Genomic DNA, 20,414 nt, shown 5'->3' on the forward strand with positions numbered 1-20,414 from the left:
TCCCACTTGATCTCGGTCAAAGCAGCCAAGTCGTCCATGTGCCTAGGGTATCGCTATGATACAGAAATCACAATTGGCTCGGCTTGGACTTTTTGACGCGAAGGTGCCGCGTTACACCAGCTATCCCACCGCCCCCCATTTCAGCAATGATGTGGGGGCGGATCGTTTTGGCGACTGGATTTCCGCAATCAAGCCTGAAAGCGCGATCTCGCTGTACATCCATGTCCCGTTCTGTCGCAGGTTGTGCTGGTTCTGCGCTTGCCGCACGCAGGGAACACAAACCGATAACCCGGTGATCGCCTACGTGGATGTGCTGAAGGCCGAGCTTGATCTGCTGGCCGCGCGTCTGCCCGAGGGTGTGGTTTTATCGCGCCTGCATTGGGGCGGAGGCACCCCGACCCTGTTGAATCCCGATCTGATGCGCGATCTGTCCCGCCATATCTTTAGCATTGTTCCTCTGGGTCCCGATGCCGAGTTCTCAGTAGAGATCGACCCGAACGAGGTTGACGAAGCGCGGCTGGATGCGCTGGCCGAGGCGGGCATGACTCGGGCCTCAATCGGTGTCCAGGATTTCGACGACGAGATTCAAAAAACCATTGGCCGCATCCAAAGCTATGACACCACCCGAGATGCGGTTGATATGATCCGTGCGCGCGGTATCACCAGTCTGAACACCGATATTCTGTATGGCCTGCCCCACCAGACCAAGGAGCGCATGACCGAAAGCGTTCAAAAGCTATTGTCGCTTAATCCGGACCGGGTGGCGTTGTACGGCTATGCCCATGTCCCTTGGATGGCGAAACGACAGCAACTTATCCCGTCAGAGACGCTGCCAACGCCGGAACAACGGCTGGATTTGTTCGACACAGCCCGCCGCCTGTTCATGTGGGACAACTACGCTGAGATCGGCATCGACCATTTCGCGACGCAAGAAGACGGGCTGACCAAGGCGTTGAATTCAGGGCGGCTGAAACGGAACTTTCAAGGTTATACTGACGACCAGGCCGAAGTTCTGATTGGCGTCGGCGCAAGCTCGATTTCGCGCTTCCCGCAAGGTTATGCACAGAACAACCCGGCGACATCAGCGCATACCAAAGCAATTCGCGACGGGAGGTTTTCGACTTCGCGCGGACATTTGTTCAAGGATCAGGACGCGCTGCGCGCCCGGCTGATCGAAGCACTGATGTGCGATTTCCAGATCAACACGGCCGAAATCCTAAGCAACTTCGATGTATCGGCCGAAGATCTGGGTGGTATGTACGATTCCACAAATTCGGCCTTCGGCGGTTTGCTGCGCATCACCGAAAATGGGTTGTTCATCCCGCCCGAGGCTCGCGCATTGACCCGGATGATTGCGCGAAGTTTCGACGCTTATGACCTAAGCAAAGCCGGGCACAGCTCCGCGATCTAACATCCCCAGTTGCGCAGCACCCCCGGACAAGAGATGCGAAACAGGGGACTTGACGCACGGCATGTGTATTCCGCACACTCGAGGCGTGGGCCGCCATATGGGCCCACAGCCCGAGGCAGGCCCATTCGCAGACAACCCGTGCCGACGCCCCAGCGTGAGGCAACCCCTTTCGTGCAGCCACTCTGCAACCTGAAAGAGGGACAGCACTTATGCGCGTTTTCACGGTTCTAGGCCCCAGCCAATCGGGCAAATCCACTCTGGTCGAGGCCATAAGCCGCCTCGACGGGCGCCCCACAACATTCGACATCTGCGGAACCGTGCATTTGCACGGTTTTTCTTATTTGGACGAACCCTGGTGTGCAGTTGACGTCGATGGCGGTGGCGATGCGCTGGCCTATGTCGGCCCTGCCATGGCCATCTCGGACGCCGCAGTTGTGGTTGTGCCACCCGACCCCGACGCTGCGGTCTTATGCGCGCCCTATCTGCGCTTGGTCGAAGAGGCCGGTATCCCCTGTTTCCTGTTCATCAATCGAATGGACAACCCAAATGGCCGCATCCGCGACATCATCGCCGCGCTGCAAACCTATTGCTCTCATCACATCGCATTGCGACAGGTGCCGATCCGGGATGGGGACACGATCATTGGCGCGGTTGATCTGATTTCAGAGCGGGCGTGGAAGTATCAGGAAGGCCAACCCTCGGCCCTGATTGAGCTGCCGCTATCGGTTGAGGATCGCGAACAAGAGGCGCGCACCGAGCTACTAGAAACCTTGTCGGATTTTGATGATCATCTGCTAGAACAATTGATCGAAGACAAACAGCCCCCAAGCGCCGAGGTTTATGAACTGGCCGCGCAAGTCTTACAGAACCATCAACTAATCCCAGCCTGCCTGGGGGCCGCGAGCCATGGCAACGGCCTGACCCGGCTCATGAAAGCCCTAAGGCACGAGGCCCCAGAGTTTGATATCGCCGCTGGGAGGGATGAGGCAGCCGACAATGCACGGGCCATTGCTGGGTTTGCTGACGTGAAGAAGCATATCGGTAAGATTACAGTTCTGCGCGGCCTGGGCGATGGTGTCAAAGCGCATGAAGCCTTAGGTGGCGAAACCGTTGGCAACCTGACCACGTTGGATGCAAAAACACAGATTGGTGCCCTTGAGGCCGGGCAGATCGGCCTGGCGGTCAAGTCCGATCACCTCAACCCCGGGTTTATCTATGACAGCCGCGCAGCCACACCGCTGCCCGATTGGGCCGCGTCGCACCCGGTTGCGCACCGACAGGTGGTCTCGCCCGCGCATGAGAGGGACGATGTGCGCCTGTCAAACGCCCTGAGCCGATTGGTCGAGATCGATCCGGGGTTGCATCTTGAGCATGATGAACTCAGCGGGCATGCTGTTCTTGGCTCGCAGGGACCGCAACACCTACGGCGCGTGACGGCTAAACTGGCCGAAGATTTCGGGATTGAGATCGAGACCGACGCGGTCGAGACCGCCTATCGCGAGACAATCCGCACACCCGTCGACCACCGACATCGCCATCGCAAGCAATCGGGCGGGGCCGGACAGTTCGCCGATGTCGTCATCTCGGTTTCGCCATTACCCCGCGGCTCGGGCTTTCAGTTTGAAGAGGTCGTCAAGGGCGGGGCCGTTCCCAAGAACTACATCCCGTCGGTCGAACACGGGGCACAGGATGCTCTGGTTCAAGGCCCCGAAGGCTTCCCGGTGGTGGATGTCAAAGTCACCCTGAGCGATGGGAAACACCACAATGTCGACAGCTCGGACTATGCTTTCCGAACGGCTGGCAAGAACGCGGTGCGTGAGGCCCTGCCGCAAGCCAAGCCTGTTGTGCTGCAGCCCATTCTGAATGCCGAGATTCACCTGCCATCTGATTTTGTAGGTGATCTGGTCCCCACGATAAGTTCGCTGCAAGGGCAGGTTCTGGGGTTCGAAGGCAATCCGATTGCCTCAGGTTGGGAGATCTTTAACGCTCAGCTTCCCGCCGTTGCACAGGATGAACTGCACCGAACCCTTGCCAGTGCCACGCGCGGTACCGGCTGGGTAAACCTGAAATTCGATCACTATGAGGAGTTGCGCGGACCGGTCCCAACTACGGCCAAACGCGAAAAAGCCAACGCCTGATAAACGCGTAGGGCGAGCGTCAGCCCGCCGCTGCGATCAATTCGCGCGTATAGTCTGTTTGAGCGTTCTCAAACAGGTCTTCCGCTGCGCCCATCTCGATCACATCGCCGTTGCGCATGACGATCACGTTATGCGACATCGCCCGAACGACCTTTAGATCGTGACTGATGAACAGATAGGCCAGCCCGTATTTCCGCTGCAAATCGCGCAGTAGATCGACGATCTGCACCTGCACCGTCATGTCCAGCGCGCTGGTCGGTTCATCCAGTACCAGCAGTTTCGGGCGCAGCACCATGGCGCGTGCAATCGCGATCCGCTGGCGTTGTCCGCCTGAAAACTCATGCGGATATCGATCCATCGAGGCAGGGTCCAGACCCACTTCGCTCATCACCTCTGCCACTAGCTCGCGCGGCGCGCGGTGCGGGTCGACCTTATGAATGGCCAACCCTTCGGAAATGATCTGCTGGCAAGTCATACGCGGGCTGAGGCTGCCGAACGGGTCCTGAAACACGATCTGCATGTCCTTGCGTAACCGTCGCAGCTCGCGCGTGGACCAGCGGCGGACGTCTTGATCGCGGAATGTGATACCGCCCTCAGATGCGATCAATCGCATGATGGCCAGTGCAAGCGTGGTCTTGCCCGAACCACTTTCACCGACAATCCCCAATGTCTCGCCAGCCCTGACACTCAGCGTTGCGTCATTGACGGCCTTCACGTGACCTACAGTTCGTTTCAGGAACCCACGCTGAATCGGGAACCAAACCTTCAGATGATCGGTGCGCGCAACCTCTTCGGCATCCGCAGCCACTGGATCAGGCTGGCCCGAAGGCTCAGCCTCCAACAGCTTGCGCGTATAGGGGTGTTGCGGGTTGTCGAAAATCTCAGCCGTGATCCCGGTTTCGACAATCTCTCCATCTTTCATCACGCAGACGCGGTCAGCGATCCGCCGCACGATGCCAAGGTCATGGGTGATAAACAGCATCCCCATATTCTCGGATTTCTGCAGCTCGGCAAGCAGTTCCAGAATCTGCGCCTGAATGGTCACATCAAGCGCCGTTGTCGGCTCATCCGCGATCAGAATGTCCGGCTTATTGGCCAAGGCCATCGCAATCATCACCCGCTGACGCTGCCCACCCGACAGTTGGTGCGGATAGCTGTCCAGCCGTTCCTCGGGATCGCGGATGCCAACTTTGTTCAGCAATTCGACAATCCGAGCGCGCGCTGCATCGCCTGTTAGCCCCTGATGCAACGCCAGGGACTCTGCCATCTGTTTCTGGATGGTGTGCAACGGATTCAGCGACGTCATCGGCTCCTGAAAGATGAAGCTGATGTCGTTGCCGCGAACCTCCATCAGCTTGTCCTCGGACGCACCAATCATTTCTTGCCCGTCATACCGCACGGACCCTTCCACAATCGCGCTGTCCCCCAGCAGGGACACCGTCGACAAGGCCGTCACGGATTTGCCCGATCCCGATTCCCCGACCAGCGCAACAGTTTCGCCCCGGTCCACGGTGAAGGATACACCTTTGACCGCTGCCGAGACCTGCCCGTCCTGCCGGAACGAGACCCTCAGGTTGTTCACATCCAACAGGCTCATGAGAAGGTCTTTCTGGGATCAAACGCATCACGGACGCCTTCGAAAATGAAGACAAGCAGCGATAGCATGATGGCAAAGGTGAAGAACGCCGTGAAGGCCAGCCACGGGGCCTGAAGGTTCTGTTTCGCCTGCAAAGTCAGCTCCCCCAGTGACGGGGCCGAAGATGGCAGGCCGAAGCCCAGGAAATCCAGCGAGGCTAGCCCGCCGATGGTGCCGGTCACGATGAACGGCATGAAAGTCAGGGTGGCAACCATCGCATTTGGCAACATGTGGCGGAACATGATGGTCATGTTTCCCACGCCGAGCGCGCGCGCGGCACGGACATATTCCAGATTACGCGCCCGCAGGAACTCGGCTCGAACAACACCCACAAGACCTGTCCAACCAAACAGGATCATCAATGCCACCAGCAACCAGAAACTTCGCCCCAAGATGGCGAACATGATGATAATGACATAGAGCGACGGCGTCGCCGACCATATCTCGATAATCCTCTGGAAAATCAGATCAAGCCAACCGCCAAAGAACCCCTGAATGGCCCCAGCAAATATGCCGATCAGGCTGGCCGCGCCTGTCACCAGTAGGGTAAACAGGATTGACAGGCGGAAGCCATAGATGACCCTCGCCAGCACATCGCGTTTCGTGTCATCCGTGCCCAACAGGTTCTGCCCGTTGGGCGGCAACGGGGCCGCACCGGAGCGGTCAACGCTCGTGTTGTAGGAATACGGGATCAGAGGCCAGATGGCCCAGCCGCGTTCGAACCCGTCGGCCTGATAGGTTCCGGCGTCGATCTGTGCGATAATCCCTTCGGGATCGTCGAAGCAGGCGTCCATGCCACCACTGTCGATCAGGCACATAACCTCGGGGTCGCGATAAATCGCTTCGGTTTGGAAGTCGCCGCCAAACTCGGTTTCTGGATAAAAGTTGAAGATCGGCGTATAGAACGCGCCGCGGTATTGCACCAAGATCGGTTTGTCGTTGGCGATAAACTCGGCAAACAGTGACAGGCCAAACAAGATCGAGAAGATGATCAAAGACCAGAATGCACGGCTGTTACGCCGGAAATTGCGCCAGCGGCGCTGGTTCAGAGGGGAGAGAGCCACTTATCCCTCCCGCTTTTCAAAGTCGATGCGCGGATCGACAAGGACGTACATCAGATCGCTGATGATCCCAACCACCAAACCCATCAGGCCGAAGATGAACAGCGTCCCGAATATCACCGGGTAGTCACGCGCCACGGCAGCTTCGAACCCCAGGCGCCCAAGCCCGTCCAATGAGAAGATCGTCTCGATAATGATCGATCCACCGAAGAACACCCCAATGAAAACAGCTGGAAAACCAGCGATCACGATCAGCATGGCATTGCGGAACACATGGCCATAGAGAACCCGTTTTTCGCTCAACCCTTTCGCGCGGGCTGTCATGACATATTGCTTCTTGATCTCATCCAGAAACGAGTTCTTGGTCAGCAGCGTCAGTGTCGCAAAGGCGGAAATGGTCAGCGCAATGATCGGCAAGGCGATGTGCCAGAAGTAGTCAGCGACTTTGCCAAACAGGCTCAAGTTTTCCCAATTGTCCGAGGTCAGCCCGCGCAGTGGGAAGATTTGCCAATAAGATCCACCGGCAAACAGAACCAGAAGCAGGATGGCGAACAGGAAACCGGGGATGGCATAGGCAACGATAATGGTGCCGCTGGTCCAGGTATCGAAGGTCGATCCATCCTTAACCGCCTTGCGAATGCCTAGGGGAATTGAGACCAGATAGGCAATCAGGGTCGACCAAAGGCCCAGAGAGATCGACACGGGCATCTTTTCGAGCACCAGATCGATCACGCTGATCGATCGGAAATAGCTCTCACCAAAATCCAGCGTCAGGTAGTTCCCCATCATGTTCAAAAACCGCTCTAGCGGCGGTTTGTCGAAACCGAACTCTTTTTCCAGTTCTTCGATAAATTCCTTCGGCAGTCCACGGGCGCCAATGTACTCGCTGTCTGAACCAAACGTTTCTTCGGTCTGAACGTTCTCGCCCCCGGCAAAACCGGCGAATACATCACCTTCGCCCTGCATCTGGGCCAGAATTTGCTCGATCGGGCCACCTGGCACAAATTGCACCAGTGTGAAATTCACGATCATGATGCCAAGCAACGTTGGAATGACCAGCAAAAGTCGGCGTAGTATATATGCGCCCAAAGTCTGTTACCTCACCGCGCCGGCAGTTTTTAGTTTCTGGTACTTCTCTTCATTGAACCACCAGAAATCAAACTGCCCAACAGCCAGCGGAGGCAACACCTCGGGATGCTCATACATGTCGTAATAGGCGACCCAGGTATCTGAAACAAATCCGGACGGCACCTGAATTCGCAGGTATCTAAGGACACGATCCAGAGCTTTTAGCGATGCGATCTCTTCCTCGCGCGATTTGGTATCCAGAGCCGCATCAATGATCGCGTCAACCAGCGGGCTTTGCAAAGACTGCGGATTGTATGACGATACGACGGCGGTTTCTGATCCATACGCCTGTTTGAGACCGGTACCTGCTTCCAAGAACGGCTGGTTGCGGAAAAAGATCATGTCGAAGTCTTTATCATAGTACCGCTGAATCCACTGGGCACTGTCGATCTTTTCAACCGTGACTGAAACACCAAAGCTTTCCAGGCTTGATGCATAGGTGGTCACGATAGCCTCTGCCGTGTCCGAAGAGGACGCATTCAACATGATCTGGATGGACATCGGATTGCCATCGGCATCCTGCAGCTTCCCCGCACCATTTACAGTCCAACCCGCTTCGGAGAGCAGCTTTAAGGCAGTACGTTTGTTCCGACGGTCCACGGTGCGGGCCGGGTTCGAGCTGTGCGCACGTACCGCTTCCTGTGTCAGCACCTCTGCGGGCACCAAATCGCCAAGCGATTCGAGGAAGGTTTTCTCAAGACCCGTGGGAACCCCCTCGGCAGCAACTTCCGAGTTTTCTGCGAAGGAATGGCGCTGTTCGGTCAGACCATATTGCAGGGATTCGGACGTCCACTCGAAGTTGAAGGCAAGCCCCAAAGCCTCTCGCACTTTGATGTCGTCAAACGGTGCCCGCGTCATATTGAAGATAAAGCCCGAAGGCGATGGAGGCGACATGACCGGTATTTCTTCGCGTTTCACATAGCCGTTTTGGACAGCCGGAAAATCATATCCCGTTGCCCATTTTTTGGTGCTGCCTTCAGCCCGGAAGGTGTAGACACCCGCCTTAAACGCCTCAAATTCGGCAGCATCATCTGCGAAGTATTCGACCCGAACGGTCTCAAAGTTGTGACGGCCAACATTGATCGGCAGATCCCAACCCCAATAGTCGGGGTTGCGCCGATAGACGATATAGCGGTTCAGCTCAAAATCATCGACCACGTAGGGCCCGCTGCCCATCGGGGTTTGCAAGCTCTGTTTGTCCAATCGCTCGCCCGTTTTTTCGTACCAGGCTTTTGAAAACACAGGGGTTCCGCCAACCTGAGAAATCAAGGAGCGGCGCGAAATTCCATCCACGAAGTTATATTTGATCGTGTGATCATCGATGATCTCATAACCTTCGATCCGCTGCTTCACCGCGCGGGCATAGCTGCGGATGCCTTGTTCCAGAAACAGGTCATGCGTGAATGCCGCGTCATGAGCGGTCAGTGGAGTGCCATCTGCAAACCGGGCTTCAGGACGCATATAGAATATGCACCATTCCTTGGTGTCTGGGTATTCGACGGCCTCGGCCAACAACCCGTAAGCTTCTGTGATGGAGTCTGCAGGCGTCGCAGATCCAAATGGGCTTGCGCCAAACATGCTTTCCGCAATCAGCCCCGAATACAGCCCGGCTTTGCCTTGCCAGTTGAACCGGTTCATCCCGTCGAACGTTCCGCGCGTCGAAACCGATATATGGCCCCCAACAGGCGCATCCGGGTTCACATAGTCAAAATGTTTGAAGTCGGGTGGATATTTAAGGTCACCAAAGAACGAATACCCATGTGCCCGAATGATGGTCTCCGCATCAGCACCAGCGGCCAAAGCGCCGCCGAGCCCGGGGGCGGTTGCAGCAACAGCCGTACCGCCCAATAGTTGCAGCGCTGTACGCCTGTTCATACGCGCCTGCGTTGGTGTCGTGCTTTTGCGTGTCATCCCCACCTCTCCTACAAACCTGTCAACGTCTTAATGCGCCTAAGCCTAGCTAAAGGTCTAGAACACTCAGTTTCAAGTTTAGAATGCATAAGCGTATTGTGAAGTAATCCTCACGCAAAAATTAAAGCCGCTGCAAAATGCAGCGGCTTTCACGAGTTTTTGATCTGTTAAAGGATCAATTGCCAATGGTTTGCAGATAGGCAATCAGATCGGCGCGTTCTTCTGGCTTTCTGAGACCAGCAAAGCTCATGGATGTGCCCGAGATATAGGCGCTCGGGCGCTCAAGGAAGGCATCCAGGGCTTCTGGCGTCCAGTTGCCACCGTGTGCCTGCATCGCTGCCGAATAGCCGGTGAACCCTTTGGCAGTTGCAACAGGACGGTCAACAATTGCGTACAGATACGGGCCCGTGCCATTTGCCCCATCTTCCAGCTTGTGACACGCAGTACACTTCCGGAATACGCGTGCACCTTTTTCAGGATCAGCAGCGGCCAGCAGGTCCTCAAAGACCACTTCTTCGCCATTCGCGCTTTCGCCCGCACTTTCGGTTTCGATAATGTAAGCGGCTTCCGCCTCGCCGTGACCACCGGGTGAATACAGGATATCCGCGCCCCATTTAGCCAGGAGAAGCACCAGGAAAGTGCCAAACAGGCCTGCTGAGGCCTTGGTAACTGTCATCGTGTCGAACATTGATCGCGTGTCCATTTCAGCTGTCTGCGCAGGTGTCTAAGGCTTCCCCTGACGAGAGGCAAGGTATAGACACCGCGACTAAACGCCCAATTCAAGAACTTGTTGCACGGAATCGACCAAATGACCAATCGCATTGCTTTTCAAGGGGAACCCGGTGCCTACAGTCACGAGGCCTGCCGCAATGCGCGGCCGGATATGGAGGCACTGCCCTGTCGCACCTTTGAGGATGTGATCGAATCGGTTCGCTCGGGCCAGGCCGATCTGGCTATGCTGCCGGTCGAAAACACCACCTATGGGCGCGTGGCCGACATTCACCGGCTTCTGCCCCATAGCGGCCTGCACATCATTGACGAAGCTTATGTGCGCGTTCACATCAATCTACTTGGTGTCCACGGCGCCAAACTGGAAGATGTGACCGAGGCACATTCCCATCTGGTTTTGCTGCCTCAATGCGCCACTTTCCTGCGCGAACATGGTATTCGTGGCCGTGTCAGCCCGGACAACGCCCGCGCCGCACGTGAAGTCTCTGAGGCTAACGATCCGCATTCAGCCGCATTGGCAAGCGAACTGGCGGCCGAAATCTATGGCCTGGACGTACTGGCGCGCCATATCGAGGACCACGGTGACAACACAACCCGGTTTCTGGTCATGTCACCCGAGGCTGATACCTCGCGCCGTGGTGACCATGAGATGATCACCAGTTTCGTCTTTCAGGTCCGCAACATTCCCGCTGCTCTTTATAAGGCCATGGGCGGGTTTGCGACCAATGGGATCAACATGACCAAGCTGGAAAGCTATATGGTTGATGGCTCGTTCACGGCGACCCAGTTCTACGCCGATATCATGGGGCATCCAGACGACCGGAATGTCCAATTGGCAATGGATGAGCTGCAGCACTTCACGACCAATGTCGAGATTCTGGGGGTCTATCCCGCCGCCCGGCCCAGAGGCTGATAACTCTTCGCTAGGTTTTGGTGCCCGCGAACTCGGACCGGCGTTCATCTCTGCGCCAAGTGGTGAGTATGGCATCAACGCATAGATCGGTTCCATCGGTCGACGTGACCTCAAGATCGTATCGCCTACCGATGTGGATCGTAGCGTGATCCCGCTCGGCGCTGCCAAATGGGCGGTCCCCTCGTCGGCTCTCACGCTCGGTCAGTAGCGGCAAAGGGCAGTGGACCGCGACAAACAACACATCATGAGCTCTGAAAAGGGGCTGCAACTGTTCGACCCAACCCGGTGTATCCAGGATATGCTCCAGGATCAGATGATTGCCCGCATCCGCATAAGCGGCCACCGACCTGTGGAAACCATCAAAGAATGCGGCCCGATCCGAGGGCCAATCAAACTCTGCTGCGCGATACCGATCCAAAGGCAGCACCCCGGCATCCCGAAGATGGTCAATCGAGATATGCCAAAACGGCAGTTCTATCTTCTTCTGAAGCGCGCGGGCGATTGTGCTCTTGCCACTGCTCGATGCACCATGAAGGACAATGATATGGGACATGCGTGTCAGACTAACAGAGTATAGGCTTTCGACACCCCAGCATCGAGCCGTCGATAGGTTCGGAACCCCATCGCGTCATAATAGGCAAGGCCGTCTTGGTTATCCGCACCAATCGTTGCGTCGATTGATGTCAGCCCGAAATCGCGGGCAGCGTTCAACGTCTGGGCAAACAATCCGCGCCCGATGCCGCGTCGCGCGGCTGTTGGCCGGATATGAGTGCCAATGATGCCCCAACCCACCGCGACATCATATGGGTTGTCTTCGGCCGCATATCTCAGCGACTGAAACCCAAGGATCTGCCCGATGTGTTCAACGGCAACCGTGCAGCGAACACTGTCAGGATGGGCTATATAGTGACCCAGAACAAACTCGGCTGTTACTGGCGCCTTGCGCTTTCCGGCATCAAAGATGTCCTGCAAGACGCTTGCGATGCTCTCCGCGTCACCTTTTTGCGCTCGCCTGTAGAAGATTTCGCTCAAAAGCTTTGCCCCTAACTGTCCGCAGCAACCGACACTACGCGCCGTGCTTGTAGCGTTGCTCCAGCTCGCGCGCGAATTCAGCCAGCCGCAGTTGAAATTGCTTGCGGAACCGCGCTTGCCCCAGCTTCATCGATTGCAACAGCAACCGGGCGGGCAGAGATTTCGCGCTTAGTGACATATCCACACTCAACCGAGTCCGACGCTGCGACAGCGCCAGCAGATCAATCGTCGTGACGCCTGCCATCCCCTTGCTGTTGGCCTCAAACCGCATCTGCGCCGGGCGCTCACAATCGGTCATGACAACGGTCATCTGGCGCGCTTTGCCACGCAGTTTGAATTCGGTGTCCCAGGTGGTGCCTGCGACGGGCGGGATATCCTGCGTCACGCGCCGCACATCGATGCCACGCCGCATCGCCATCCGCTCGAACCGGTCGAAATCGGCGACCATCTCGAACACCGAATTTATCGGGGCTTCAATATCTTCACGTGCTGAAAACTGCATTTCGGCCTTTACTACGCTTTTTTTTAGTTTTCCGTCAGTCTAATGTATCTGCAAGCCAGTTTCGCAGAAGGAAATGCGCAATTGCACCTTTCCGGGCGGGCAACAGCTTGGGATGATCTCCGGCGAAGGCCTGCATCATTTCGGTTTTGGTGACCCAAAGCGCGTCCTCGATTTCAACTGGATCAATCTTAATGTCACGCGATAGTGCTTCACCCGCGCAGCCAAACATCAGCGACGACGGAAACGGCCAAGGCTGGCTGGACAGGTACGAGACGACGCCCACCGGCACTCCTGCTTCCTCCATCACTTCGCGGCGCACAGCGGCTTCCAAAGTTTCGCCCGGTTCCACAAACCCCGCGAGTAGAGAATACATCCCTTCGGGCCAGCCGGGCGACCGGCCCATCAGAACCGCATCGCCATGTGTGATCAGCATGATGACAACCGGGTCGGTGCGTGGGAAGTGCTGGGCCCCGCAAGACGGACAGCTGCGTTGCCAACCCGCCTGCGCGATCTGGGATGGCGCACCGCATTGGGCGCAGAACTTATGCGTCTTGTGCCAGCCAATAACGGCCTTTGCGGTTGCTGCCAGCTCGGCATCGCGGGTTGAAAGCCGGGTCATGATCCGGCGCAGCTCAGCAAACGCAGTGCCCATGGGCAAGTCGGGGTGTTGCTGTTCCGACCGATCAACAAAAGTATCAAGGCCAGTCAGATCCTGACCCTCGGCTGCCCAGCCCGAGATGTCAAAGGCAAAGATCGGGGCGCGCCCTTCTTCCAAACCCAAAAAGATCGGGGCAGAGATAATCCCACCCGGTCCGTTTTGAATCACGGGGTGTGACATCGGAAGCCTGACAAGCTGATCCAGCGCCTCACCCTGCACCAGCAGTTTTCCGCGCCACAGCAGGACGCAGCGCGCCTTTGTGTCATCTTGTGCTTGTTGCAGCCGTTCTGCATCAGATCGTAGCTCGGCGGCTCGATCAAGGCCCGAGCCACCAAAAGTCACCAGTTCTGCGTTTTTCATTCATTGTCCCTTGGGCTTTGCTGACAGGGCTGCCACGGCAACCAGAATGTTGCAATGCAATTCCTCGGCACACCCCTGACCCTGCGACAACGCCGTGGTTGATACGCCTAAAAATATGTGCATTAAATCTACTAAATGTTGATTTTGAATAATATTATCGCCCAAAAGTAGTAGTTCAGAGTGAAAACAAGACCAGTTTGTACAAGTCAGACTGAAAGCGCAGACGTGAAAATTCGTATTCTCGCGACCACCGATCTGCACATGAACCTGACTGGTTTCGACTATTATTCCGACCTGCCCGATGCTTCAGTCGGGCTTACGCGAACCGCCAATCTGATCAACTCCGCACGCCATTCTGCAGGTGATGCAGTTGTCCTGCTCTTCGACAATGGCGATGCGCTTCAGGGCACACCGCTTGGTGACCGGGCGGTACAAGACCACGACACCCATCCGATGATGCAGGGCTTTGCCGCTTTGCAGTACGATGCGATAGGTCTGGGCAATCACGACTTTGGCTTTGGACTGGACGCGCTGGATCGCATTCTTGCAGACGCGCCCTGCCCGGTTCTGTGCAGCAATCTGTACCCGACCAAAGGCATCCGAACACGCTGGCAAGACCACACGATCTTTGACCAAACCGTTTCGTGGGACGGGCAAGATATACCCCTGCGCATTGGTGTTTTTTCTATTCTGCCGCCGCAGACAACCCAGTGGGAAGCGCATCACCTAAGTGGAATGGTGACCTCCGAAGGTATTCTCGACGCGGCCAAACGCGCGGTACAGAGCCTGAAATCGGCGGGATGCGATCTGATCATCGCATTGGCGCATTCAGGGATCGAGCAGGAAGACGAAGCCCCCGGGTCTGAGAATATGGTGATCGCGCTTGCAGGTCTTGCGGGCATAGATGCCCTGATCGCCGGGCATACGCATTTCACGATGCCCGGTCCAAGCCATAGCACCATGCCCCAAGTGGATCATGACGCCGGGTTGATCCATGGCAAACCCGTGGTCATGGCTGGATCAGCGGGCTCACATCTGGGGCAGATTGATCTGCATATGGCTCGTTCAGCCGATGCTGGCTGGGTCATTATCGCGCAAAGTGCAAAACTGCATGCGGTGAGTACGGCATCAGATGATGCCGAGGTGCCGGAAAACCCCGAACTTGTCGCGCTTTTTGCGCCAATCCATTCCAAAACCCGCGCTGAGATGGCAGAACCGGTGACCCGAATCTCGCAGCCCTTGCACAGCTATTTCAGCTTTTGCGCCCCGGATCAGGGGCTTGCACTTGTTGCGATGGCTCAGGCAGCAGGCCTCAGGCCATATCTAGCGGGCTCGGCACTGGCAGATCTACCAATGCTATCGGCCGTCTCTCCTTACAAGTGTGGCGGTCGATCTGGCCCTCGCTTTTATACCGACGTCCCCGCAGGTGAGGTTTGCCTGCGCCACATCGCCGACCTGCATATTTTCCCCAATGAGCTGCGCGCCGTCAGAGTCACTGGCGCACAGGTTCTCGACTGGCTTGAGATGTCGGCTGGCGTTTTTCATCAGTTGCGATTCGATGCCGCATCCGAGCTGATTGATCCAAGCCGCGCAGGGTATAATTTTGATGTGCTGTTTGGGCTGAGCTACCAGATCGATCTGGCACAACCTGCGCGGTTTGACCGCCAAGGGCAATTGCTGGGCCAAGACAATCGACGCATACGCCAGCTGCACATTAATGGGTCTGATCTGCGGCCCGAGCAGGAGGTCATCGTGGCGCTCAACAACTATCGCGCCAGCGGAGGTGGGTATTTCCCCTTCGTCGATCAGGCGCATGCCATCAACTTACCGCCATTAGATATCAAAAGGGTCCTGCGCGACTATTTGATTGGCGATCTGCCCGCCGATCCGCTTGCGCAGAAACCTTATCCCTTTGCGCTTACCCCCCAAGACGGGGCGCAGGCGATCCTGACCACCGGGCCCGGCGCGCTGAAGTATTTGGCAGAGTTAAACACATATGAACCACAAGTTCTGACCCCTGATTCCTCAGGTTTTGAACGCATTCAGTTAACTCTCTGACGGGTTGCCATTTGCAGCGGGCTTGCCTATATCAAGCCCTGAGAGGTTGGCGCGGGCGAGCGCCTCGCCAACCTGGTCAGGTCCGGAAGGAAGCAGCCACAACGAGCCCCGCTTGGGTCGATGTCCAACCTCTCACTGGTCGCAACCGACAAGCCATAGGAGGGCTTTTATGAGTGTAGCAAAAACCCTTCAGGCAGCGCGGTTCTGATCGCAATCTACCCGACTGCCTGAACACATCGCCACTGGATGCGCGTCTGCCATTTGGTCGCTATGCTGTTTCTGAACATAGGCAGATCAATGTCTCATACACTTTCGGACCTGGGATGGTCCTCTCATTTTGCCGCGCAAAGCGTGGATTACTCTAATCACACCCCCTATCGCATCTCAGCGGTACACCGCGATCGTCTGATCGGGCTGTCAACTGCAGGCGAAACGCCACTTACTTCACCTGCTCGTTCAACTGGCGACTTTGCAGTGGGCGACTGGGTGCTTGCTGATCAGGATCAGCGCATTCAGCACCTGCTCGACCGGCGCAGCCTGCTGCAACGGCGTGCCGCTGGCACGGGGGCCGAAGCGCAACTGATCGCCGCAAATGTGGATGTGCTGTTCATCGTCACCTCATGCAATGCGGATTTCAACCTGCCCCGGCTGGAGCGATACTTGGCCCTTGCCAATCAGGCCGGGTGCTATCCGGTCATCGTCCTGACCAAGGCGGACCTGTGTGCGGATCCCGACGCAGTTCGGCGTCAGGCACAAAAACTTGGGCCATTCCTGACTATTCTGACCGTCAACGCGCTTGACCCTGAGGATATAGAAAAAGTCCTCAGCTGGTGCCCCACCGGCCAAACGGCTGCTCTGGTCGGCTCGTCCGGCGTTGGAAAAACCACGCTGGCCAATGGGATGACGGGTCAGGCAGAGGCAACGGCAAGCATCCGCGAGGATGACGCCCATGGACGTCATACCACAACCGCCCGTGCCCTGCATCCGATGCGGAACAAAGGCTGGCTGATCGACACACCGGGCATGCGCGCGTTGCGTTTGCTTGATGCGCAAGAAGGTGTGGATGAGGTCTTCTCTGACATTCTGGAGCTTGCGCAAGGGTGCCGGTTCTCGGATTGCCGACATGAACAGGAACCGGGATGTGCCGTACAGGCTGCGATTACCGATGGCACGCTTGATCCTGCGCGGCTGGATCGATGGCGTAAGCTGCGGCGCGAGGATCAGAGGAATTCTGAAACCATCGCCCAATCTCGCGCGCGCGATAAGGCGTTCGGAAAGATGGTCCGATCGGTTGTGAAAGGCAAAAAGCACCTAAAAGGTCGGTGAGCAAAACAGGGGCGTCGCGCAATCGACGCCCCTACTCAATCAACCGGGACCAAACAGCCGCGTTACGCCGCGCAAACGCGCCGATATGACCGATTTCTTTAACGCCGTAGTCGCGTGCAGACAGCACATGGCGTCGCGCCTTGGAGCCATAAAGATCGGCCAGTCGCCAGACCGCTTCAGGTGGGACGGTCTGATCATCATCGCTGGTGAACAGATCCACCGGGACACCCAAATCCGCCCAGCGCGCTTGTGGCAGGTTTTGCCCCATCTCGGGTAGATAGCTGTGCGGCGCAGTGCACCACCTGCGCCATTGCCAGTAGACAGGACCCGGCAAATCAGCCCCAAACCCGATTGCCTTGCCCGGCAAATACCCCAGCGCCTTCACCAGCAACGGCACATGCCCGCGCCAAAACATCCAGGCCAGCCCTTTGTAGGGCCAGGGATGATCCGACAAGGTGACCAGCCCCGAGCAGACACAGATCATTCGGTCGATCTTGTCGATATCCCGCTGCACCGGCCCCAACATCCCGCCGACCGAATGGCCAATTGTCCACTGGTTGGCATCAGGAAAACGTCGCCGCATCTCGGCCCGCGCCGCTGGCATGTCGATCAATGCCCAATCGGCCATTGTGACCTTTGAGTCTTTCAAACGCCCAGTGCATGAGTGGCCAAAATCGCTGTAGTCATAAGTTAGGCAGGCCATACCGCGCTCTGCAGCCAACCATCTTGCGAAATATTGATAATAGTCGCGTGGGACACCCGTTGCCCCGTTCAATACAACAACTGTTTCGGGTTTGACTACGGGGCAATACAAACGCGCCGACAGCATCGCTGATCCGGATTGGAACTGAAAGTCTTCAACTTTCGCTGCCTCGTGCGTATCTAGCATCGCGTCTTCGGGTGCTTTCTGAACCGATCAGTTTACCGATCTACAAAGCACAACAAACCTTGTCCGAGTCAACCCGAGGACTACTTGACCAAACGTCCATCTGCGCAACACCATGCATCTGCCCAAAGTTGCAACGACACCGCACGCGCCCCTGCTCAAGACCCTTAGGGATGTAACCAGATCACCCCGAACGCAGTTCTAGTACGTCGGGGGTCGCGCGTGTGGCCCAAATCATCTGCTCGTCAGTCTCCACAGCGCATGGACGCAGTGCCCGCAAGCGGGTCAACGCTTGATCAATACGTTCACCGCATTCGATCATCAGCCGCAGAACGACCATTCCGGATCGCCCGCACCCACCCCGGCAATGAACCAGCACCCGGCCACCCCCAGACAGCGCATGTCGCGCCGCCGCGCTGACGGCAACCCACTCATCCTCGATACTGGGTGACGGAACTCCATAGTCCTCGACCGGCAGATGTACCCACCGGCTGGCGCGCCCCTGAATGTCGCTGCCAAAGCTCTGTGCGCCGACCTGCAACATCTCGGCATCTGTCGTCATTGAGATCACAAGCCCGGGTTTCCAATCTGATATCGTGTCCAGATCATCGGCATAGTCGCCCCCACGACCCGGCAGCGACGTCAGCGCAAGCGTGCCACCCCCAACCTGCAAGGCATAGACCACCAGCTGAGACATCAAAGTCCTCCTCCCAAAACCGCGCCTGTTCAAAAGTTTTGTTTCTGCAAATCTGAGACCCCAGTTTACGCAGATCGCGATTCGCTCCAAACCAAATTTCCTGAAGCGCGCTGTGGACGCGGGCAGCGGCGGCCACTACGCTGTGGCGACGTCCCGAATCCGCCAGAGCAGACATGACCGAAACAGACAGCCCCGCCTATCAGGTTCTCGCCCGCAAATATCGCCCGGAAACCTTTGCGGATCTGGTGGGTCAGGATGCGATGGTACGCACGTTAAAAAACGCGTTCGAGGCCGATCGGATCGCGCAAGCCTTTGTCATGACCGGCATTCGTGGGACGGGTAAAACCACCACGGCCCGTATCATCGCCAAAGGCATGAACTGCATCGGTGCGGACGGCAATGGCGGCCCGACCACCGAACCCTGCGGCCAGTGCGAGCACTGCACCGCGATCATGGAAGGTCGTCATGTCGACGTGATGGAGATGGACGCCGCCAGCCGTACGGGCGTCAATGACATTCGCGAGATCATCGACAGTGTCCGCTATCGCGCCGCCTCAGCCCGTTACAAGATCTACATCATCGATGAGGTTCACATGCTCTCGACCAGCGCTTTCAACGCGCTGCTCAAGACGCTGGAGGAACCACCTGCGCATGTGAAATTCATCTTTGCGACCACCGAGATCCGCAAAGTTCCAGTCACGGTTCTGTCTCGCTGCCAACGCTTCGACCTGCGCCGGATCGAGCCCGAAGATATGATCGGCCTGCTTCGCAAGATCGCCGCGGCTGAGAACGCTGAGATTGCCGAGGACGCATTGGCCCTGATCACCCGCGCAGCCGAGGGATCTGCCCGCGACGCGACCTCATTGCTGGATCAGGCGATCTCACACGGGGCCGGAGAGACAACGGCCGATCAGGTGCGCGCCATGCTTGGCCTTGCTGATCGTGGCCGGGTTCTGGACCTGATGGATATGATCCTGCGCGGCGATGCCGCCGGCGCGCTGACCGAACTCAGCGCGCAATATGCCGAAGGCGCCGATCCGCTCGCTGTGCTGCGCGATCTGGCTGAGATCACCCATTGGGTCTCGGTCGTGAAAATCACGCCGGACGCAGCAGAGGACCCAACCGTATCGCCCGACGAACGCGCGCGCGGCCAACAGATGGCCGAGGCCCTGCCGATGCGCGTGCTGACTCGGATGTGGCAGATGCTGTTGAAAGCGTTGGAGGAAGTCTCCGCTGCGCCAAACGCGATGATGGCAGCCGAAATGGCTGTGATCCGCTTGACCCATGTGGCCGACCTGCCAAGCCCGGAAGAGTTGATCAAACGTCTTCAAGATGCACCGCCTCCACCCATGGGTGGACCAGGAGGGGGCGCAACTCCTCACAACAATGGCGCAGCCCCTGTGGACGCACGCGGTCCGATGACCGCAAGCCACCAGCCCGCACCGCGCAGTTCCGGCGGCGCGCCTGTCGCAGCGCTCGCACAAGATGTTCAGGCCGCGCTGGCCCGGTATCCGACCTTCGACCATGTGGTCGAGCTGATCCGGACCAACCGCGATGTCAAATTACTGGTCGAAGTCGAAAACGGTGTTCGCCTGGTTTCATACCAACCCGGTCGGATCGAGTTCACCCCCGCGCCGCAAGCCCCGACCGATCTGGCCCCGCGTCTTGGCTCGGCCTTGCAGCGCTGGACGGGCAACCGCTGGGCTGTTTCTATTGTGTCGGACGGAGACGCGCCGACCATTGCAGAGGTTCGCGACAAGGCCGAGTTTGCGCTTAAGGATGAAGCCTCTGAACACCCTCTGGTGCAAGCCGTGTTGGCGCATTTCCCGAAAGCCAAAATCACCAAGATCGAGACCCCCGAACAACGCGCCGCTCAGGTCGAAACCGAAGCGCTGCCAGAGGTGGAAGACGAATGGGACCCGTTCGAGGAGGATTGACACCGGTTCAAAAGCCAAATCTCCCGCGCCC

The 20,414-nt window shown here is 57.4% G+C and carries 17 protein-coding genes and 1 other RNA gene; 7 read left to right on the plus strand and 11 right to left on the minus strand.

Annotation, left to right across the window (positions count from 1 at the left end; all coding sequences use genetic code 11):
• The first annotated feature begins 55 nt into the window (after nucleotides 1-55).
• Both hemN and ACR0EL_RS19805 read left to right on the plus strand, forming a co-directional pair.
• The gene (gene hemN / locus ACR0EL_RS19800; protein ID WP_480501736.1) at nucleotides 56-1,411 is read left to right on the plus strand and encodes an oxygen-independent coproporphyrinogen III oxidase; all 1,356 of its coding nucleotides are present in this window, start codon (nucleotides 56-58) and stop codon (nucleotides 1,409-1,411) included.
• A 209-nt stretch (nucleotides 1,412-1,620) separates the two neighbouring features.
• Complete coding sequence (locus ACR0EL_RS19805) at nucleotides 1,621-3,549, plus strand: elongation factor G (protein WP_480501737.1); 1,929 nt, start codon at nucleotides 1,621-1,623, stop codon at nucleotides 3,547-3,549.
• A gap of 19 nt (nucleotides 3,550-3,568) precedes the next feature.
• Here the strand turns inward: ACR0EL_RS19805 and ACR0EL_RS19810 are convergent, their stop codons facing one another.
• The 5 genes from ACR0EL_RS19810 to ACR0EL_RS19830 all read right to left on the minus strand — a co-directional run bounded on the left by ACR0EL_RS19810 (nucleotide 3,569) and on the right by ACR0EL_RS19830 (nucleotide 9,973).
• Entirely contained in the window at nucleotides 3,569-5,146 is a 1,578-nt protein-coding gene (locus ACR0EL_RS19810; protein WP_480501738.1) for an ABC transporter ATP-binding protein, read from the minus strand.
• A complete protein-coding gene (locus ACR0EL_RS19815; protein WP_480501739.1) occupies nucleotides 5,143-6,249 on the minus strand; it encodes an ABC transporter permease in 1,107 nt (368 codons plus the stop codon). The genes ACR0EL_RS19810 and ACR0EL_RS19815 overlap by 4 nt, the downstream gene beginning before the upstream one ends.
• A complete protein-coding gene (locus ACR0EL_RS19820; RefSeq protein WP_480501740.1) occupies nucleotides 6,250-7,335 on the minus strand; it encodes a microcin C ABC transporter permease YejB in 1,086 nt (361 codons plus the stop codon).
• Between the two features lie 6 nt (nucleotides 7,336-7,341).
• The gene (locus ACR0EL_RS19825) at nucleotides 7,342-9,285 is read right to left on the minus strand and encodes an extracellular solute-binding protein (protein WP_480501741.1); all 1,944 of its coding nucleotides are present in this window, start codon (nucleotides 9,283-9,285) and stop codon (nucleotides 7,342-7,344) included.
• Nucleotides 9,286-9,460: 175 nt separating this feature from the next.
• Nucleotides 9,461-9,973, minus strand: coding sequence for a c-type cytochrome (locus ACR0EL_RS19830; protein WP_170534527.1), 513 nt, complete (start codon nucleotides 9,971-9,973; stop codon nucleotides 9,461-9,463).
• Nucleotides 9,974-10,093: 120 nt separating this feature from the next.
• Here ACR0EL_RS19830 and ACR0EL_RS19835 point away from each other — a divergent pair, with 120 nt between their 5' ends.
• The gene (locus tag ACR0EL_RS19835) at nucleotides 10,094-10,927 is read left to right on the plus strand and encodes a prephenate dehydratase (protein ID WP_480501742.1); all 834 of its coding nucleotides are present in this window, start codon (nucleotides 10,094-10,096) and stop codon (nucleotides 10,925-10,927) included.
• Nucleotides 10,928-10,937: 10 nt separating this feature from the next.
• Here the strand turns inward: ACR0EL_RS19835 and ACR0EL_RS19840 are convergent, their stop codons facing one another.
• The 4 genes from ACR0EL_RS19840 to nudC are packed head-to-tail and all read right to left on the minus strand — an operon-like array spanning nucleotide 10,938 to nucleotide 13,479.
• A complete protein-coding gene (locus ACR0EL_RS19840) occupies nucleotides 10,938-11,480 on the minus strand; it encodes a chloramphenicol phosphotransferase CPT family protein (RefSeq protein ID WP_480501744.1) in 543 nt (180 codons plus the stop codon).
• A 5-nt stretch (nucleotides 11,481-11,485) separates the two neighbouring features.
• Nucleotides 11,486-11,959, minus strand: coding sequence for an N-acetyltransferase family protein (locus ACR0EL_RS19845; protein ID WP_480501745.1), 474 nt, complete (start codon nucleotides 11,957-11,959; stop codon nucleotides 11,486-11,488).
• 34 nt (nucleotides 11,960-11,993) lie between these two features.
• Nucleotides 11,994-12,461, minus strand: a complete 468-nt coding sequence (locus tag ACR0EL_RS19850; RefSeq protein ID WP_353009156.1) for an SRPBCC family protein — start codon at nucleotides 12,459-12,461, stop codon at nucleotides 11,994-11,996.
• A 34-nt stretch (nucleotides 12,462-12,495) separates the two neighbouring features.
• Entirely contained in the window at nucleotides 12,496-13,479 is a 984-nt protein-coding gene (nudC, locus tag ACR0EL_RS19855) for an NAD(+) diphosphatase (protein WP_480501747.1), read from the minus strand.
• 180 nt (nucleotides 13,480-13,659) lie between these two features.
• On the opposite strand from nudC, the gene ACR0EL_RS19860 reads away from it, so the two are divergent.
• The 3 genes from ACR0EL_RS19860 (at nucleotide 13,660) to rsgA (ending at nucleotide 16,863) form a co-directional block, all read left to right on the plus strand.
• Complete coding sequence (locus ACR0EL_RS19860) at nucleotides 13,660-15,537, plus strand: bifunctional 2',3'-cyclic-nucleotide 2'-phosphodiesterase/3'-nucleotidase (protein ID WP_480501749.1); 1,878 nt, start codon at nucleotides 13,660-13,662, stop codon at nucleotides 15,535-15,537.
• Nucleotides 15,538-15,576: 39 nt separating this feature from the next.
• An RNA gene (gene ffs, locus ACR0EL_RS19865) (signal recognition particle sRNA small type) lies at nucleotides 15,577-15,675 on the plus strand.
• A gap of 159 nt (nucleotides 15,676-15,834) precedes the next feature.
• On the plus strand, nucleotides 15,835-16,863 hold the full coding sequence (gene rsgA / locus ACR0EL_RS19870; protein ID WP_480501751.1) for a ribosome small subunit-dependent GTPase A: 1,029 nt from the start codon (nucleotides 15,835-15,837) through the stop codon (nucleotides 16,861-16,863).
• A gap of 31 nt (nucleotides 16,864-16,894) precedes the next feature.
• On the opposite strand, the gene ACR0EL_RS19875 is transcribed toward rsgA, so the two are convergent.
• Both ACR0EL_RS19875 and ACR0EL_RS19880 read right to left on the minus strand, forming a co-directional pair.
• Complete coding sequence (locus ACR0EL_RS19875) at nucleotides 16,895-17,752, minus strand: alpha/beta hydrolase family protein (protein ID WP_480501753.1); 858 nt, start codon at nucleotides 17,750-17,752, stop codon at nucleotides 16,895-16,897.
• A 181-nt stretch (nucleotides 17,753-17,933) separates the two neighbouring features.
• On the minus strand, nucleotides 17,934-18,446 hold the full coding sequence (locus tag ACR0EL_RS19880; protein ID WP_480501755.1) for a protein-tyrosine phosphatase family protein: 513 nt from the start codon (nucleotides 18,444-18,446) through the stop codon (nucleotides 17,934-17,936).
• A 173-nt stretch (nucleotides 18,447-18,619) separates the two neighbouring features.
• Between ACR0EL_RS19880 and ACR0EL_RS19885 the strand changes: the two genes are divergently transcribed.
• Nucleotides 18,620-20,383, plus strand: coding sequence for a DNA polymerase III subunit gamma/tau (locus tag ACR0EL_RS19885; protein WP_480501757.1), 1,764 nt, complete (start codon nucleotides 18,620-18,622; stop codon nucleotides 20,381-20,383).
• Nucleotides 20,384-20,414 lie beyond the last annotated feature (31 nt).

Source organism: Ruegeria sp. AH12 (assembly GCF_056541465.1).

What these genes read in the sequence shown, in the direction of transcription:
- hemN (WP_480501736.1), top strand. Translation starts at nt 56, where the DNA reads ATGATACAGAAATCACAATTGGCTCGGCTTGGACTTTTTGACGCGAAG.
- ACR0EL_RS19805 (WP_480501737.1), top strand. Translation starts at nt 1,621, where the DNA reads ATGCGCGTTTTCACGGTTCTAGGCCCCAGCCAATCGGGCAAATCCACT.
- ACR0EL_RS19810 (WP_480501738.1), bottom strand. Translation starts at nt 5,146, where the DNA reads ATGAGCCTGTTGGATGTGAACAACCTGAGGGTCTCGTTCCGGCAGGAC.
- ACR0EL_RS19825 (WP_480501741.1), bottom strand. Translation starts at nt 9,285, where the DNA reads ATGACACGCAAAAGCACGACACCAACGCAGGCGCGTATGAACAGGCGT.
- ACR0EL_RS19830 (WP_170534527.1), bottom strand. Translation starts at nt 9,973, where the DNA reads ATGTTCGACACGATGACAGTTACCAAGGCCTCAGCAGGCCTGTTTGGC.
- ACR0EL_RS19835 (WP_480501742.1), top strand. Translation starts at nt 10,094, where the DNA reads ATGACCAATCGCATTGCTTTTCAAGGGGAACCCGGTGCCTACAGTCAC.
- ACR0EL_RS19840 (WP_480501744.1), bottom strand. Translation starts at nt 11,480, where the DNA reads ATGTCCCATATCATTGTCCTTCATGGTGCATCGAGCAGTGGCAAGAGC.
- ACR0EL_RS19850 (WP_353009156.1), bottom strand. Translation starts at nt 12,461, where the DNA reads ATGCAGTTTTCAGCACGTGAAGATATTGAAGCCCCGATAAATTCGGTG.
- nudC (WP_480501747.1), bottom strand. Translation starts at nt 13,479, where the DNA reads ATGAAAAACGCAGAACTGGTGACTTTTGGTGGCTCGGGCCTTGATCGA.
- rsgA (WP_480501751.1), top strand. Translation starts at nt 15,835, where the DNA reads ATGTCTCATACACTTTCGGACCTGGGATGGTCCTCTCATTTTGCCGCG.
- ACR0EL_RS19875 (WP_480501753.1), bottom strand. Translation starts at nt 17,752, where the DNA reads ATGCTAGATACGCACGAGGCAGCGAAAGTTGAAGACTTTCAGTTCCAA.
- ACR0EL_RS19880 (WP_480501755.1), bottom strand. Translation starts at nt 18,446, where the DNA reads ATGTCTCAGCTGGTGGTCTATGCCTTGCAGGTTGGGGGTGGCACGCTT.
- ACR0EL_RS19885 (WP_480501757.1), top strand. Translation starts at nt 18,620, where the DNA reads ATGACCGAAACAGACAGCCCCGCCTATCAGGTTCTCGCCCGCAAATAT.